This window comes from Staphylococcus sp. M0911, from assembly GCF_003491325.1.
Taxonomy (GTDB): domain Bacteria; phylum Bacillota; class Bacilli; order Staphylococcales; family Staphylococcaceae; genus Staphylococcus; species Staphylococcus warneri_A.
This window is the reverse complement of record NZ_CP022881.1, coordinates 365,762-384,131: the sequence shown is the minus strand read 5'-3', so window position 1 is coordinate 384,131 and position 18,370 is coordinate 365,762. Positions and strand designations below refer to the sequence as shown.

The 18,370-nt window shown below is 33.3% G+C and carries 15 protein-coding genes; 3 read left to right on the top strand and 12 right to left on the bottom strand.

Going from position 1 to position 18,370, the window contains the following annotated elements; all coding sequences use genetic code 11:
* The 5 genes from feoB to ssp1_RS01695 form a co-directional block, all read right to left on the bottom strand.
* Positions 1–1,995, bottom strand: a complete 1,995-nt coding sequence (gene feoB, locus ssp1_RS01715) for a ferrous iron transport protein B (RefSeq protein WP_107536043.1) — start codon at positions 1,993–1,995, stop codon at positions 1–3.
* A 3-nt stretch (positions 1,996–1,998) separates the two neighbouring features.
* Entirely contained in the window at positions 1,999–2,205 is a 207-nt protein-coding gene (locus tag ssp1_RS01710) for a FeoA family protein (protein WP_075777976.1), read from the bottom strand.
* 227 nt (positions 2,206–2,432) lie between these two features.
* Positions 2,433–3,977, bottom strand: a complete 1,545-nt coding sequence (pruA, locus tag ssp1_RS01705; protein WP_107532300.1) for an L-glutamate gamma-semialdehyde dehydrogenase — start codon at positions 3,975–3,977, stop codon at positions 2,433–2,435.
* Positions 3,978–4,304: 327 nt separating this feature from the next.
* Positions 4,305–4,865, bottom strand: a complete 561-nt coding sequence (locus ssp1_RS01700) for a sugar O-acetyltransferase (RefSeq protein WP_075777974.1) — start codon at positions 4,863–4,865, stop codon at positions 4,305–4,307.
* 40 nt (positions 4,866–4,905) lie between these two features.
* Positions 4,906–5,775, bottom strand: a complete 870-nt coding sequence (locus ssp1_RS01695; RefSeq protein ID WP_075777973.1) for an SDR family oxidoreductase — start codon at positions 5,773–5,775, stop codon at positions 4,906–4,908.
* Between the two features lie 192 nt (positions 5,776–5,967).
* Between ssp1_RS01695 and ssp1_RS01690 the strand changes: the two genes are divergently transcribed.
* From ssp1_RS01690 to copZ, 3 genes are all read left to right on the top strand, one after another.
* Positions 5,968–6,174, top strand: coding sequence for a hypothetical protein (locus tag ssp1_RS01690; RefSeq protein WP_075777972.1), 207 nt, complete (start codon positions 5,968–5,970; stop codon positions 6,172–6,174).
* A gap of 215 nt (positions 6,175–6,389) precedes the next feature.
* Positions 6,390–8,774 carry a heavy metal translocating P-type ATPase gene (locus ssp1_RS01685; RefSeq protein WP_075777971.1) on the top strand — a complete coding sequence of 795 codons (2,385 nt, stop codon included), beginning with the start codon at positions 6,390–6,392 and terminating at the stop codon, positions 8,772–8,774.
* A 93-nt stretch (positions 8,775–8,867) separates the two neighbouring features.
* Positions 8,868–9,074, top strand: coding sequence for a copper chaperone CopZ (gene copZ / locus ssp1_RS01680; RefSeq protein ID WP_049424001.1), 207 nt, complete (start codon positions 8,868–8,870; stop codon positions 9,072–9,074).
* A 43-nt stretch (positions 9,075–9,117) separates the two neighbouring features.
* Here the strand turns inward: copZ and ssp1_RS01675 are convergent, their stop codons facing one another.
* The 7 genes from ssp1_RS01675 to ssp1_RS01645 form a co-directional block, all read right to left on the bottom strand.
* Positions 9,118–10,116: a D-lactate dehydrogenase gene (locus ssp1_RS01675; RefSeq protein WP_002450148.1), complete on the bottom strand. Its 999-nt coding sequence runs from the start codon at positions 10,114–10,116 to the stop codon at positions 9,118–9,120.
* Between the two features lie 21 nt (positions 10,117–10,137).
* Positions 10,138–11,292 (bottom strand): aminotransferase class I/II-fold pyridoxal phosphate-dependent enzyme, encoded by a 1,155-nt coding sequence (locus tag ssp1_RS01670; protein WP_171970110.1) that lies wholly within the window; start codon positions 11,290–11,292, stop codon positions 10,138–10,140.
* Between the two features lie 205 nt (positions 11,293–11,497).
* Positions 11,498–13,003, bottom strand: coding sequence for a phytoene desaturase family protein (locus tag ssp1_RS01665; RefSeq protein WP_107536041.1), 1,506 nt, complete (start codon positions 13,001–13,003; stop codon positions 11,498–11,500).
* A 12-nt stretch (positions 13,004–13,015) separates the two neighbouring features.
* Positions 13,016–13,879 carry a phytoene/squalene synthase family protein gene (locus ssp1_RS01660; protein ID WP_075777968.1) on the bottom strand — a complete coding sequence of 288 codons (864 nt, stop codon included), beginning with the start codon at positions 13,877–13,879 and terminating at the stop codon, positions 13,016–13,018.
* Positions 13,880–14,201: 322 nt separating this feature from the next.
* Entirely contained in the window at positions 14,202–15,143 is a 942-nt protein-coding gene (locus ssp1_RS01655; protein ID WP_075777967.1) for an LCP family protein, read from the bottom strand.
* A gap of 129 nt (positions 15,144–15,272) precedes the next feature.
* Positions 15,273–16,022 (bottom strand): CHAP domain-containing protein, encoded by a 750-nt coding sequence (locus tag ssp1_RS01650; protein WP_107536073.1) that lies wholly within the window; start codon positions 16,020–16,022, stop codon positions 15,273–15,275.
* Between the two features lie 231 nt (positions 16,023–16,253).
* A complete protein-coding gene (locus ssp1_RS01645) occupies positions 16,254–18,056 on the bottom strand; it encodes an acyltransferase family protein (protein ID WP_075777889.1) in 1,803 nt (600 codons plus the stop codon).
* Positions 18,057–18,370 lie beyond the last annotated feature (314 nt).

The following is an 18,370-nucleotide window of genomic DNA, read 5'->3' as shown; positions in this document are numbered from 1 at the left end:
TTAAACGATTAATCTAGCAATTTGATAAAATGCTAGTGCTAAAATATAAGCTGTTGCTAATGGGTAAATCATTGAAAATAAAGTCCATTTGATTGAATATGTTTCTTTACGAATCGTTGCTACTGTTGATAGGCATGGAATATATAATAATATAAAAATCATAAATGCATATGCTGATAAAGGTGTGAATTGTTGTTGTAAAACATGTACAAGACCACCTTCACTTGATGAATAAATGATTGCCATTGAACTAACAATGACTTCTTTAGCTAAAAATCCTGGAACGAGTGTTGCACCTGCTTGCCAAGTACCAAATCCTAATGGATGCAGTACAGTTGCTACAATTGAGCCAACGATGTGCAAGAAACTTTGGTCGATACTCACATTAAACCCACCCGGTCCTGCATAACTTAGAAGCCAAATTACGACCGATCCGCCAAATATAAAGGTACCTGCTTTTTTAACAAAGCCTTTTGCTTTTTCCCATGTACTTCTCCATAATGTTTTGATTGATGGAATTCGATACGTAGGTAACTCTATGATAAATAACGAATGCTTATTTTTAAGCACAGTCTTAGTTAAAATAGTACTTGCAATGAGTGCAATGACAATGCCCAAGACATATAGACTGAGCACCACTAAAGATTGGTGTTCTTTAAAGAAGACACCTACAAACAAAGCATAGACGGGTAATCTTGCTGAACACGACATAAATGGTGCAATTAATATTGTCGATAGTCTTTCTTTCTCATTCTCAATGCTACGTGCAGCCATAATACTAGGCACATTACATCCAAACCCAATGATCATCGGTATAAACGCTTTACCACTTAATCCAAAATGTTCCATTAACTTATCCATTAACACAGCGATTCTAGCCATATACCCTGAATCTTCAAGCAGTGAAATAAAGAAGAATAATACGATAATTTGTGGTACAAAGACAAGTACTGACCCCACACCTGCAATGATTCCATCTGTAATTAAATCTTGTAAAAATGGTACAACACCAATTTGATGCATGCCTGATTTAACCCAATCAGTTAAGGTGCCTCCAATAAAACCATCTAATTGATCAGATAATGGCGTTCCAATCCAAGTAAAAGTAATTTGAAATATCAACCACATAATCCCCAGAAAAATAGGCATTCCGATATATTTGTTGATTAATATTTTATCTAATTTTGATGAAAAGAATTGCTTTTCTTCATCTGGATATGTCACGACGTCTGTTAATATTTGTTCTATATAATGATTACGTTTTTGTTCTATATCATCACGGATGGATAATGTGAGTTGTTGTGAAAGTTCTGACTTAATAGGTTCTAATTGTTGAATCAATGTCTGATTTAACGTTTGACAAATTTGTGCATTGTCTAACAAATATTGAATCGCGATAAAACGCATTTGCTGCGACGTATAATGAGTACTGTGTTTTAAACACGTACAAATCGCTTTGATAGCTTTTTCTACTTCTGTTCCATAGTTCAATTTGAAGTGTGGCACATGAGCTTGATCTAAATATTGTAACTCTTCAAGCATATGCGCTGTGCCCTTACCATTACGTGCAATCACGGGTAATACCGGCACTCTTAGGCGACGCATTAGTTTGTCATGATCAATCATAATACCTCGCTTAGCAGATACATCGATCATATTTAAACCAATCATCATTGGCACATTCAGTTCTAATAATTGAATGGTTAGCTGCAAGTTTCTCTTAAGTTGGCTCGCATCTATAATGTTAATCATTCCTGTATAATCATGTTGTAATAAATACTTTGTCACAACTGTTTCATCTTTAGAAATTGGAGATAAATCATATGTCCCAGGTAGATCAACGAGAGTTCCTAATTCTTGCTTTAATTTCCCAACTTTCTTTTCAACAGTGACACCGCTCCAGTTACCTACATATTCATAAGATCCTGTTAAATTATTAAAGAGGGAGGTCTTACCGACATTGGGATTACCTAAAATACAATAGCTTTGACTCATAAATTATTCCTCCAAAGCTATTTGACAAGCATCGCAGTGCCTAATGCTCACTTGTTGGCCGCTAATCTCAATTACACATGGCCCATTAAACATGCAACGTTGTTTCACTTTAATATCAGATCCTACTCGAATACCAAATGCATTCAATCTATAAATCATGTCTTTATTATCGATATCAATTTGTTTAATTCTATATTTTTTAATGCTGATTTTATATTTGTCATTTCCCTCACACTCCGCAAATAATATTGATAATCATTATTAATTAAAGTAAGCGTATACTTTTATCCATTGATATTCAATATCATTTACCCCAATATTATCAACAATTTATGACAACTTAATTTTTCACTCTATTCTTATGAAACACAAAAAACGTTGTTTAAGTCATAATGCGACTTAAACAACGTTTTTATAGCTTTTAATTACTATGTGATTTAGAACATTTCAGAAACGACTTTTTGTTCTAAGAAGTTTAATAAGTAATCTGGACTACCTGTTTTGGCATCCGTACCTGACATTTTGAATCCACCAAATGGGTGATAACCAACAACTGCAGCTGTACAACCTCGATTTAAATATAAGTTACCAACATCGTATTCATTAACGGCTTTAATCCAATGTTCACGATTATTTGTAATCACTGCACCTGTTAGACCATATTCAGTATCATTAGCAACATCAATAGCTTCATCAAAGTCTTTAACTTTAACAAATCCAACTACTGGTCCGAAGATTTCTTCTTGCATGATACGATCTGAAGATTTTAACCCAGAGAAAATAGTAGGTTCAATGAAGTAGCCAGTAGAATCATCCGTGCCGCCACCTTGTTCTAATTTACCTTCTTCTTTACCAATTTCAATGTAATTTTTAATTTTATCAAATTGTTTTTGGTTAATCACTGGACCCATGAACGTGTTGCCAGTCGTATCACCTAGTGATAATGCTTTCGTTAATTTAATTGCTTTTTCTAAAACTTCATCATAAACATCTTTATGAACAATGGCTCTAGAACAAGCTGAACATTTCTGTCCTGAGAAGCCAAATGCTGAGGTAACAATGGCTTCTGCTGCTAAATCTGTATCGATATTTTCATCGACAACAATCGCATCTTTACCACCCATTTCAGCAATGACACGTTTTAAGAATGTTTGTCCTTCTTGAACTACTGCACTTCTTTCATAGATACGTGTACCTGTCGCTCTTGATCCAGTAAATGTAACAAAATGCGTATCTTTATGATCAACTAAGTAGTCACCAATTTCTTTTGGATCGCCCGGTACAAAGTTAACTACCCCTTTAGGTAAGCCTGCTTCTTCTAAGATTTCCATTAATTTGTATGCAGTTAATGGTGTATCTTCTGCTGGCTTTAATAATACTGTGTTCCCTGCTACTACTGGTGCTAATGTTGTACCAGCCATAATTGCGAATGGGAAGTTCCAAGGTGGAATCGTAACACCTGTACCAATCGATTTATAGAAGTATTTGTTATGCTCTCCTTCTCTATCTAATACCGGTTTACCATCAGCTAAATCCATCATTGAACGGGCATAGTATTCGATAAAATCAATACCTTCAGCTGCATCGCCTACTGCTTCATCCCATGGTTTCCCCGCTTCGTAAACCATTACTGCAGAAATTTCTTCTTTACGACGACGAATAATTGCAGCAACACGTAACATTAATTCAGCACGATCTTTATGAGACCATTTTTTCCATGTTTGGTATGCTTCGTTAGCAGATTGAAATGCTTTCTCTACATCTTCTTTTGTTGCTTTTGAGACTTTAGCAATGGTTTGAGATGTTTTGGCTGGATTGATAGATTCAAATTGATCTTTTTTGCTGATTTTTTTACCATCAATCACTAATGGAATATCTTGACCAAGTTCTCCTTCAACCTTTTTGAGCGTCTCTTTAAATTTATCTACATTCTCTTGAACCGTAAAATCAATACCTGGTTCATTCTTAAAATCTACTACCATTATTGCGTACCCCCTATGAAATATTAAAGTGAGTTCTTCAAACCCTTTGTTTTATGATATTGAGGTCTAGATAAATGCCTCTTGATGTTACTGCCTTTCAGTGCAATTTTATCTTAACCTTTCTTACATTCTACTATGTACTGTTACACTTTTGCAATCGCTTTCATTTAAAAATCTTAATATTTCAAAAATTTAATATGCAAATGAATCAATCCATAAAACTTTTTGATTCTGGCAGTTAAGTTAGCGACTAAAATTCAATAAAAAATAAGTCCACAAGAAGCAAACGTATTGAACAATACATACCTCTTATGGACGACTATATGATTAATTATCAATTTGACGTATGACTTTACATGGATTTCCTACTGCTAAACTATTGGGAGGGATATCTTTCGTTACAACACTTCCTGCTCCGATTACACTACCTTCGCCGATTGTAACACCAGGTAATACTGCCACATTACCACCAAACCACGTATTACTTCCGACATCAATTGGTTCAGCTAATTCTAACCCTTTATTTCTATCATTATATTTCAATGGATGTGTCGCTGTATAAAAGCCACAATTGGGACCCACAAACACATTATCTCCAAATGTAATACCACCACCATCCATTAAATAACAATTCGTATTAAGAAATACATTTTTACCAAAGGACACATTCCACCCGTAATCAGTATCGAATGGAATTGCAATGTCTATATTTTCGGGAGTGGTTTGGAACAATGCCTTTAATATTTCATTTCTTTTGTCTTCATGACTTGGCTTTGTATGGTTATAGTCAAAGCATAAATCTTTAGCTTTTTTTCTATCATTGATTAATTCCGAATCGAAATTCGCATCATACCATTGATGTGCTAACATTTTTTCTTTTTCTGTCATTGATTACGTCATCCTATCATTTAATCTGTTTATCTATCTTTTATGTGGTCATAAAGTCTCCACCATTAACATGAATCACTTGTCCAGTGATATATGAGCTATCTGCAGGTGTTGCTAAAAATACATATGATGGTGCTAGTTCAGCCGGTTGACCACGACGCCCCATTGGTGTACCGCCACCTTGATTTTCAACTTTCTCTTCATCAAATGTTGCAGGAATCAATGGTGTGTAGATTGGCCCTGGTGCTACTGCATTCACACGGATATTTTTCTCCATTAAAGTCGTCGCTAATGAACGTGTAAATGACACAATAGCACCTTTAGTCGCAGAATAATCAATCAAGTGTCCTGACCCTCTATACGCTGTCACACTTGTGGTGTTAATAATTGAATCACCGTCATTTAAATAAGGTACTGCTGCTTGAGATAAGAATATCATTCCAAAGATATTCGTCTGGAATGTCTCTTTAACTTGTTCCGGTGTAATCTCTTCAAAATAATCTCTAGGAAATTGCACGCCACCATTATTAACTAGAATATTAAGACCACCAAAGTCATCAACGACATCTTTCACAAGTTGCTGCGATTGTGTCTCGTCTTTTAAATCATGTGCATATGCTTTAGCTTTAACACCTAATTCTTCTAAACGACGAACTGTATCTTTAGCGTCTTGATGTTCATTATAGTATCCAATGGCTACATTAGCGCCTTCTTTAGCAAATAGTATCGCAACCGCACGTCCAATGCCTGAATCACCGCCAGTTATTAGCGCTACTTTATCTTTTAATTTTCCTGCTGCTTGATATGTGTTTAACTCAGCTATTGGCTTAGGTGTCATATCCGCTTCAATACCTGGTTGATTACTTTGCGTATAACCTTTAATTTGTTGATGAAATTCTAATAAATTCATAACTTTTCTCCTTTCCTAATCAATATTCAAGTTCCCTATAAATATTCTTTCAAAACTATTTAAACACTTTCACTAGGCATCTTTTTAAACATCCTACCGAAGTACGAGATGATATCAATACCATAGCCCCATGTATTCGCGCGCTTTATTTCCTATAATATATAGTATCAATACAAAAAGGAGCCGATCATAATGAAACGGATATTAAAAACTGTTATTGCAGTCCTTGTCCTCTTAGGTGTCATCAAAACAGTACAAACACATGATGTCATTACCGAAGTTGACGAATACTATCAACAAGTGAAAAGCGGACAACTTTTAGAGAATATTTCCAACTATGATATAAACCAAGTTAAAGATATTGATTTAAAACAATTCTCCCCATCAGATTTCTTCTAAATCATTACTTAATCACCGACTCGCTTGAATGACAATACCAGCGAATCCGCTGTTAATATAGATGATTAAAGTACAATTCTCATGTCATACACATGCTAGAATTGTACTTTTTTGCGTTTTATATTACCTATTTACTGACAAAATTGTAATTCATACAATTGACTTAAATACCTATAGGGGGTATATTAAATATGAATAGAAACGGAGGCTTTCGCATGGATAAAAACAAAAGAACAACTCTAGATATCACAGGCATGACATGCGCTGCGTGTTCCAATAGAATTGAAAAGAAATTAAACAAATTGGATAATGTTAAAGCTCAGGTTAACGTTACAACTGAGCAAGCCACTATTGAAGATTTAAAAGGACAATATCGTACTAATGACTATGTTAATGAAATCCAACATTTGGGATACGATGTAGTTAAAGACAGTGTTGAATTAACTATTTCTGGTATGACATGTGCAGCATGTTCAAATCGTATTGAGAAAGTCCTTAATAAAATGGATGGTGTCGATCAAACGACGGTTAACTTGACTACAGAACAAGCAACTGTGAAATATTATCGAGGTGTCGTTAATAGTGATGATTTTATTTCTAAAATACAGAATTTAGGTTATGACGCTGAAGTCAAAGAAGGACAACAACAATATTCAAATAAAGATAAACAATTGAAGAAACAGTTCTATAAATTAATCTTTTCTATCGTATTATCAGTACCGCTACTGATGACGATGTTGGTTCATTTATTCCATTTACCTTTGCCCTCCATATTGATGAATCCCTGGTTCCAATTCACATTGGCTACACCAGTACAATTTATCATCGGTTGGCAATTTTATAAAGGTGCTTATAAAAATCTAAAAAATGGCTCTGCAAACATGGATGTATTAGTCGCTTTAGGTACAAGCGCAGCTTATTTTTATAGTATCTATGAAATGTTTAAATGGCTCAATCATTCAACGCATATGCCACACCTTTATTTTGAAACGAGTGCTGTATTAATTACACTTATTTTATTTGGTAAATATTTGGAAGCAAAAGCTAAGACACAAACGACCAATGCCCTAGGTGAATTATTAAGTTTACAAGCTAAGGAAGCGCGCATTGTTAAAGATGGTATTGAAAAGATGGTTCCCATTAAAGATGTTCAAGTTGGTGACCATATTGTTATTAAACCTGGTGAAAAAATCCCAGTTGATGGTGTTATTATAAAAGGGATGACGTCTATAGACGAATCTATGTTAACTGGCGAATCTCTCCCAGTAGATAAAAATATCAATGACAAAGTTATTGGGGCAACCATTAATCAAAATGGATCAATTATTATGGAAGCAACACAAGTGGGTAATGATACAGCACTAGCTAATATCATTAAGGTCGTCGAACAAGCCCAAGGTTCTAAAGCGCCTATACAACGCTTAGCTGACCAAATATCTGGTTATTTTGTGCCAACCGTTGTCGGTATAGCACTACTGACGTTTATCATATGGATCACTGTGGTCCATACCGGACAATTTGAACCTGCACTTATGGCAGCTATTTCAGTCCTTGTTATCGCTTGTCCATGTTCATTAGGCTTAGCTACACCTACATCTATCATGGTGGGAACAGGACGCGCTGCTGAAAAAGGCATTTTATTTAAGGGTGGTCAGTACGTTGAACAAGCGCAACACATTGATACCATCGTGCTAGATAAAACGGGTACCATTACTTATGGTAAGCCTGTAGTTACTGATTTTGATGGTGACACACATACGCTACAATTACTTGCTAGTGCAGAGTATGCTTCTGAACATCCATTGGCTAAAGCCATTGTAGACTATGCTGAAGGAAAAAATCTTGAATTAGTGGATACTGATGAATTTAACGCTATGCCAGGCCACGGTATTTCCGCAACGATTGACCATTCAACAATTTTAGTTGGTAATCGTCAATTAATGACAAAACATCACATCAATTTGAATTCCCATATAGACGAAAAAATGACCCACTGGGAACGCAATGGTAAAACTGTCATGCTGATTGCCATTGATGGTATATATCAAGGTATGATTGCGGTAGCAGACACTATTAAAGACAATGCTATAGAATCAATACAAAAACTACACAAACTGAATATAGATGTCGTGATGTTGACTGGTGACAATAACAATACCGCCCGAGCAATAGCACAACAAGTCGGTATTGATCATGTCATTGCCAATGTTCTTCCAGACGAAAAGTCTGACAACATCACACGTCTACAAAATGAAGGTCGACAAGTAGCTATGGTTGGTGATGGTGTTAACGATGCACCTGCTCTGGTTACTGCAGATATCGGTATTGCCATGGGTACAGGTACCGAAGTTGCGATTGAAGCAGCCGATATTACAATATTAGGTGGTGATTTATCATTACTACCTCAAACATTAAATATTAGCCAACTAACAATGCGCAACATCCGTCAAAATCTCATTTGGGCATTTGGATATAACATCGCAGGTATCCCTATTGCTGCTTTAGGTTTACTTGCACCATGGATTGCAGGAGCTGCGATGGCATTAAGTTCTGTTAGCGTTGTAACCAATGCATTAAGATTGAAACGAATCATTAAATAAGACAACCCAATTAAGTTATGTCAATTACTTTTAAGTCATACAACTTAGTTATAAAATGAAGATAAGTCATTAAATAAAATGAGGTGAATTAAAATGGGACAAGAAATTATTAATGTAGAAGGTATGAGTTGTGATCATTGTAAAAATGCTGTTGAATCTGCTTTAGCTAAAATGAATGGTGTTTCAGCTGCAGAAGTTGATTTAGAAAAAGGACAAGTACGTGTTGATTATAATGAAGAAAAAGTTCAACTTTCTGACATGAAAGATGCTATTGAAGATCAAGGCTACGATGTTAAATAAAGATTAAAACGGGAGCGACCTTAATTGGTATCGCTCCCGTTTTTTAATTTACCCGCAAATGAGTGGTGCCTGTTTGAATAACTTCCATCGTTGCATCTAACGCATCAACGATTAAGTTTTTCACTGCTGCTTCTGTATAAAACGCAATATGTGGTGTTATGATGATATCTTCTCTATCAATTAATTGTTGAAGTAATGTATCATCCATATTTTTATCTCGTTGATCACTAGGGAATAAACCACGTTCAAATTCATACGTGTCTAGAGCAGCACCTTTAATTTGCCCACTATCTAAACATGATAGTAACGCATGTGTATCAACTAAAGATCCTCGTGCACAATTGACAAACACTGAACCTTTTTTAAAATGATTAAATGTATATCGGTCAAATAAGTGATGATTATATTTAGTAGCCGGTACATGTAAAGTAACAATATCTGCCCCTTCAATGGCTTCTTGAAAAGTGGTTTGGTATGAGACTATATCTTTAATATGCTCATTAGGAAAAGGATCATATGCTACTACCTCAGAACCATAACCATTAGCAAAAATTTTAGCTACAATACTTCCAATTCTTCCGGTACCTATAACTGCTACTTTCAAATCACTGATTGATTGTGATAATATTGACGGCTCCCATCTAAAATCGTGTGATTTCATTTTAGTTTGAATAGCATTAAAATGTCTGACAACATTAATAGCTTGTGTCACTGCGAATTCTGCAATTGAACTTGGTGAATACGAAGGTACATTAGAGACGATAATGTCATATTTTGATGCTAACTCTAAGTCGTAGGTATCAAATCCCGCACTTCTTTGTGCTATTTGTTTGATACCGAATGATTTTAATTTAGCAAACACCGCTTCTGAAATGGGTAGTTGTTGTGATAACGATAAGCCATCAAATCCTTGAACATCATCGACATTATCTTCTGTTAACGGTGACTGAGTTAACTCATATTCCACGTTATTTTCCTTCGCCCATGATTCAATATATACAATATCCTCGTCACGCACACTCATTATTTTAATTTTTGTCATAATAACGTCATCCCCTATGCACTATTTTTCATATAAATTTGCTAAAGTTGCTAATCGTTCTGCTGCTGTTTCAAGTTGTTCTTCTGATAGTGCTAAAGATAGCCTTACATAGTTTCTACCATTTTCACCGAACGGGATACCAGGTGCCACTAAAATGGAATATTCTTTTAATAAGAACTGTTCAAATGATTCACTCTCATATCCAGGTGGCGTCTTTAACCAACAATAAATACCACCTTTTGAGTGTACAAATGGCAATCCTGCTTCGCTTAATTTATGTTCAAACATATCTCTTCTTCGTTTGAATATGTCATTTTGTTGTTCTAAAAATTCGTCATAATGATTTAACGCATAGGTTGCTGCGTCTTGTAAGGCACCAAACATACCTGCATTCGTATGTGTTTGGTACTTTTTCAAGGCCTGAATCATGTCACGGTTTCCTACTGCAAAGCCTACTCTAAATCCTGACATATTATATCCCTTTGATAAGGAGAAAATTTCAACTGCTACATCTTTGCCATTTTCACAAGATAAAATACTTGGATTTTTAGCATCAAAACCGAATGCACTATAAGCAAAATCATGAATAATTTTAGTATTGGTATTTTTAAATCTTTGAATTGCTTCATCAAACACTGCTTTAGTAGCAGTAGAGCCTGTTGGATTATTTGGATATGTTAAATAGATGAGCTTTGTATTATTTAATATATTTTTATCTATTTTATCCCAATCTGGCAGATAATGCGGTGGTTCTAAATTTAATGGGACAGGTTGCGCATCTGCAAGCATGACACCCGCTAAATAATCTGTATACCCTGGATCTGGTAATAATACGTTTTCCCCAGGATTAACGAGACAAGTTGGCAGTGCAACAAGTCCATTTTTCGTACCATATAGAATACAAACTTCCTCTTCCGCATCTAATTCAACATCATAATGTCTTTGGTAAAAATCAATGATGGCTTGCTTAAATGATGCTTTACCATGAAAGGCACCATATTTTTGGTTCTCAGGTACGTTCAATCTTTTAGCAAAATGATTAATGATACCCTGTGGTGTTTCACCATCCGGAATACCAACAGCCATATTAATTAATGTCAGAGGCCCATATTCGATTTTTCGTCCCATGATTTTGCCAAAATAACTTTCAGGAATTGCCGCCAATCTCTCAGACATTTTCACGTCTCATGCCTCCTTCATCTCCTATTTTCTACGCTATGTTTAGATATTATCATTTTATCAAGCAGATTAACATTGTCAATATTAGCAATATTCAGATTTTTTATTACTAGTAAATTTCTTTTCTAATATAAATAGAGAGCGGGAAGTCGAAATGATATGAATGTCATACGATTTCTATCCCACTCTCTATGCTAATAAATTATATATGATTGTTAATATCTTTGATGATTTCATCAACGGTGATTTTAGCACTTGTTAAAACAATAGGTACACCGGCACCTGGATGTGTACTCGCACCAGCAAAGTATAAATCTTTATAATCTCTAGATACGTTCGGAGGTCTATAATAATTACTTTGTGCTAGCGTGGGCATTAAACCAAACGCTGTTCCAAATTTAGCATTATACTGTTGTTCAAAATCTTTAGGTGTAAAAATCGTTTCGGAAATAACATGATCTTGAACATGTTCAAGTGCAGGTATAGTAGCTAATTTACGATAAATATGTTCTTTAACACTTTTTATAAACTGTGGATTTTCCCATTCTAGAGGGCCTGTTTTAAGCTCTGGTGTTGGCATTAAAACATATAATCCTGTCTGTCCCTCAGGCGCTAACGTGGCATCTCCTACTTTAGGTACATATAAATACAGAGATGGATCTTCGGAAATATCCCCATTAAATATTTCATCTATATTTTGTCTGAAATGATTTGAAAATATGACATTATGCAACAATACATCTTCTGTAACATCTTTATCAATGCCTATATACATCATAAAAGCTGAACATGAATAATCTAATTGGTCTATTTTTTGAGGAGGATATTTTTTAACGGGTGCATGTTGTGGCATTAATTGTTGCGCAGCATATGGAAAGTCTGCCGTACAAAGTACCTTATCAAATCGTTTAACTAGGCCATTCACTCTTACGCCGTCTGCTTGCTTATACTTAGGATCAATAATAATTTCTTCTATATTAGCATTACATTGTATATCCACACCTAGCTTAAGGTTTAGTTGTTCTAAACCTTTCACCATGCCATACATACCACCTTTAATAAAATGAACACCAAACATCATTTCAATCATAGGAATAATCGAATATAGTGAAGGACCTTGTTTAGGATCTATACCAATATATAGCATTTGAAATGCTAACAATTTTTGAACTTTTTCATTTTTGACATATTGCCCAATCAAGTTATCCGCATGATTTAATGTTTTTAATTTATATCCTTGAATCAGTGATGTTAAATTATAAAAATCAGACGGTTTCCTATATGTTCGTTCTAAAAAATATTTTCTAGCAATTTCATACCTTCCATATACATCTGCTAAAAATTTCATAAATCCATGCGTAGTACCAGGTTCAATTTGTTCTAAAGTGTCATGTAACTCAGCTAAATCGGTAGGTACTCTCACTTTATCTTCTTTATCAAAATAGACATCATAAATATAAGGTAATTGTTCCATATCTATGTAATCTTCAAAACGTTCACCACACGCTTCAAACACAGCTTTATAAACTTCAGGTACCATGACTATTGTAGGTCCCATATCAAAGGTAAAACCGTCTTTCTTAAATTGGTTCATACGTCCACCAATTTGGTCGTTCTTTTCATATAATGTTACTTGATGACCGTGTGCAGCAAGCCTAGCTGCAGAAGCTAAGCCCGTTACACCCGCACCTATTACAGCAATATTCAATTGACATTCCACCTATTTATTATATTTATCTTTAACTTGTCTGTAGATGTGTAACTTATCCAACCTTGATATATATACTCTTCGATGTAATGGATAACCATATTCACGAACTTCATCTATAATACCTTTGTATATACGTGCCGCTAATTCGATAATTGATCTAGCTTCCGGCTTAAAAACATGTAAATGATCTAATGCAAATTGATAATCCTTTTCTGCAATTTGAGCATAATGTTCCCATAATTTAATATAATTATCAGTTGGCTGATGTTGATAAACGTCTTCAATATTTACATCATATTGATTTAACATCTCTTGACTAAAATAAATACGACCCTTTTCAAAATCTTCCCCTACATCTCGTAAGATATTAGTTAATTGCAATGCCTCTCCTAATTCACGTGCTACTTCATATGTTTCATCACTCGGTTGTTCAGTCAGAATAGGTGATAGTACCTCTCCAACTGTCCCAGCTACACCATAGCAATATCTCATTAATTCCTCATCATTAACGAACATTTCAAAATGTTCATCTTCAAATACAGATTCTATTAAATTATAGAAAGATTGATACTCCATTTTGTAATTTTGAGATGTATCGTAAAAAGCTAACATAATACGTTGATTACTCTTGAATTGATTCGGTGAATCAACTTGTTGTGACTGAATCAGTTGAATATCTTCTTTAATAGCTTGTAATTTTTGAGGATTTTGTTCTTCATCAATACTATCATCTATAATTCTACAAACCGCATATACTGACCAGACAGCACGCCTCTCACTTTCTGGTAATAAGTCAAACGCATAAGAAAAACTTTTAGAATGCTTTTTCATTATTTGATGACAATATTTATAACTCTCATTGACCGTTGTCATTCATGGACCTCCTGTTACACATAACCTTTTATACGTTAATATCAATTCTAGACGTATAGAATGATATTTATGTAATGAATATATAGAACTTTCTACCTTACTTAGCCTATATCTATATCAATTAAATTGAATGTTTCATCAACCAATTCAATTGATTAAAAAACTGAATGATATGCTATATATAGTTTTTCTTAAATTCCCGTATTTGATGGTAATCAAACAAATCATACGCAAACATATTCATGTTTCAAATTATTTTATTTCAAAAAATACAAAAGCGTAGCAAACTACAAAAATTTACTACGCTTTTCTTATATATTTATCATTTTAAGTTATTTTTCATTTTATTAACCGCATCTTGTTTCGACTCTTTTTTTGGAATAAAGTAATATAATCCATCTTGTTGAATAGCGCCTCTACCGTCTAATTGAAGCTTATTGACATTTTTATTAGCATTTTTATAACCTTTTCTTATGCTATTCATCTCTGAAATCTTTAAATCAGTCCGCACATTTTTTTGTATACTACTCATAATAGAATTAATATGTGGTATTGAAGATACTTTAGACATTTTATTAGAAATAGCTTTTAAAACTAATTGTTGCCTTTCTTGTCTTCCAAAGTCTCCACCAGCACCTTCTTGCTTTCTACTTCTAATAAACTTCATTGCCTCATCACCATTCACATGAGTTTTTTGACCTTTATTAAATTTTTTACCATCAAACTGAAATGTCGCATTACTCTCAACATTAATACCACCTAAATCATCAATTATATTCTTTAACCCATCCATATCGATAGTAGCATAATGATCAATAGATATATCTAAAAACTTTTCTAATGATTTTACTGACATATTTGGTCCACCATAGGCATATGCATGAGCAATTTTTTCTTCACTACCCTTTCCCACTATTTCTGCTTGTGTATCACGTGGTATACTTAACATTACAGTCTTATTTTTATTAGGATTGATTGATAATATTATGATACTATCGCTTCTTTGACCAATGTCACTCCTTTTTCTTTCCTCATTGGAATCAACGCCAAATAATGCAATAGTAAGTGGTTTTTTATGTTTTATGTTCTTTCTATTATCAGCAATTTCATCTTCACTTTTGTCTAATGGTTTATATATTTTATTACCAGTTACAAATAACTTTATTCCTAAGTATAATATAATCAAGATAAAGACTAGTATGATTATTGATGAAATCAAAAAAACAATTTTCTTTTTACTTTTTTTATTTTTAGAATTATACATAAAAAACACTCTTTCTTTTTTAATTATATTACTTATAATTTTTCATTTTCATCAAGATTTGTCAACCTTATATATAATAAAAGAGTAATAACATTTTTATAATGTTATTACTCTTCTAAAATATAATAATTAGTGAATATAGTTATATGAACCAGCTTGGCTAGCTGAAATAGTACGTGTTGTTATAACACCAGGACCATGTCCATAGTTCATTTCTGAAACGCGAATTGAACCGTCACTATTAACACTCTCAACGTAAGCGACATGACCAAATCCACCTTGAGTTGTTTGTAAAATAGCACCTGCTGCTGGACGATTATTTACAGTGTAACCTGCAGCTGCTGCAGCATTTGCCCAGTTATTAGCGTTACCCCAAGTTGAACCAACTTTTCCACCTACACGGTCATATACATAATATGTACATTGTCCAGCAGTGTATAAGTTACCTCCATTTGAAGTTGCTCTTGATAATGAAATACCATTTGAAGATGGTGCAGATGTTGTAGTTACATGTACGTTATGACTTGTTGCTGAATAACTTGCACCTAAACCACCTGTACGTTGTGGTGTGTTATAAGATTGAGTGTTATACCCATAATCATAATTATTATAATTGTAGTTATTGTAATTGTTGTAAGCTTGAGTATTGTAACCATAATCGTAGCTGTTATTATGATTTACTTTGTCTGGGCTCCAGTTACCTTGCCAAGTGTAGTGGTAGTTACCTTGTTGATCGATTGTGTATGAATAGCTATATGAAGTTGGATCATTTGGGTTATATCCACCATTATTATTCTCTGCTGCTTGAGCATCATGGTTTGCAAAAGCGAAAGTAGCGATTCCTGCAGTAGCGATTGTAGCTGTAGCGATTTTTTTCATCTGATAAATACCCTCCAATATATATTCAACTCTTTTTATTTTGTAGCGAACATTACAAATTCTAACAAATTACATATCTCTTTTGTCCAATGTTATTAATTTGTAATTTTCTTCTAATACTACACTAACATTTGAAACAAACATGCTTTTTGCATTAGATTTAATTCATTTATAGCCATATTATAAAACCCCTTTAGAATGTATAAATAACATTTCAAAGGGGTTTGTTTACTATTTATTATTATTGACCTCTTTCATTTTATCAATAACTAAATTAGATAATGCTTTAACACCACTATATTCTAAATGTATACCATCATATGCAAAGTATTCTTGGTGACCTTCTGATGCTTTATACCAATCAACGAGATGAACATTTTTATGTTTCTTTTCAGCTTGAGCAAGTAATTTATTATTATTACTTTCATAATCTCTAGGGACACGAACGTTAATTAGATAAATATCTGCATCTCCTAAACTATCAATTAATTGATTTAATTGATCTTTCGTAAATTCCCCGTTGGTACCTAACTCTACAACAACACTTTGATCCTTTTTAGTATAATCTTGATATTTTTCATCTATAATTTCTTTACCTTCTATAAGTTGACGACCAACTTTTCCGTCGACATTTGCGTTAGGTACTTTCTTATTGAATACTTCACCTATATCTACCATTACTGAGTCACCAAGCAATAAAGGAGAAGCTTCTTTCGGATTAAAGGCCTTACCACTATTTTTTTGCTGGTTTTTCGCAGGTTTATGTTTAGGTGCTTTTGACTTAAATGATGTTTGTTTCGCTTTATCTTTCTTCTCATGTTCTTTTCCTAAACTATCATATGAACCAAATAAAATAAATAACGATGGCAATAACAATAAAACTACTAATAATGTTCTACCAAATTTTACAAATTTTAAAGGCATTATAGTAAAGGCCTTGAAGCCATTTTTTCTTATTGGTGTTTCAATAAATTTATATGAAATCTCTGCCATCATAAACATAGCAACTACTTCAATAATATAAACATACCAAGGAATTTGTCCCTGTACATAATAGCTATTCATAAATACTATAATTGGAAAATGCCATAAATATAAACTATATGATCTTTTACCAATATAGATAAATGGTTTGAAGCTCATTGCATGTTTCAGAAAACTCGCAGGATGAACGACACTCGCAATAACGAATAATGTTATAAATGAAATAGCATAAAAACCACCATTATAAATCCATTTATCCTGATCACCAACTGTAATCATTAAATATATAAGAATCAGTAGTCCAATGATACCTACTGAATTTACACTTACCTTTTCCGCTCTGGAAATTTCTTTTTTAAGAACAAAAGGCGGCCAAACAAAAGCAAGAATACATCCTAATAGCAATGTTTGAAGTCTAGTATCTGTACCGAAGTACACTCTAGAATTATCTCCAGTAACACTATGTATAACAAACATCGCTAACAATGATAATAAAGAAGTAACAATAAGTATTATTGTAATTGTTTTAGGTTTAAATTTCTTTAATAAGAATAAGATAATAACCGGGAAAAAGATATAAAATTGTTCTTCAATAGCTAATGACCACAAATGTTTTAAAGGTGCTACAGCAAATTGATTGAAATAATCTACATCCTGATAAATATACCACCAATTCGAAACATAAAATATAGCTGCTATTGCATCATGTTTTATGCTTATAATTAATTCTGGCTTAAAAAGTAATGTAAATATTAATACAACAGCAACTAAAAAAAGCACTGCAGGTATTAACCTTTTAATTCTTCTAAGCCAGAAATTAATTAAATCGATTGATTTATCACGATAAAATTCGACAAGTAATAAACTCGTGATTAAATAACCAGAAATTACAAAAAATGTATCAACGCCTAAAAAGCCACCACTTAACCACTTAGAATTCAAATGATAAATTATAATTCCTAATACAGCAAGTGCTCTCAAACCGTCTAGTCCTGGTAAATAATGTGGTTTGTGAAACTTGTCTAAACGCTTATATTCATTTCCTTCCATATGTATAACACTCCGTTTTTTTATTTATCTTCATAAAACTCATCATATCATAAGAAAAATGACATTAATATAATTTTTCATAAATTTTACAAATTCAAATTAAAGTTAATATACGCTTAGCATTTAAAAGCGTCAATAAAAAAATTAAAAATAAATTCATATTCATGTTCTAACGAGAATTATTTTTTTAAAACCTTAAAATGGTTTTAAAACTTTATAAATACCTATTTCAAAGCTTTTTAAATAACTTTTAAAAACTTACTTATTCATTATGTTTTATCTATTTACAAAAAAATATCAAAAAATTAATTGTT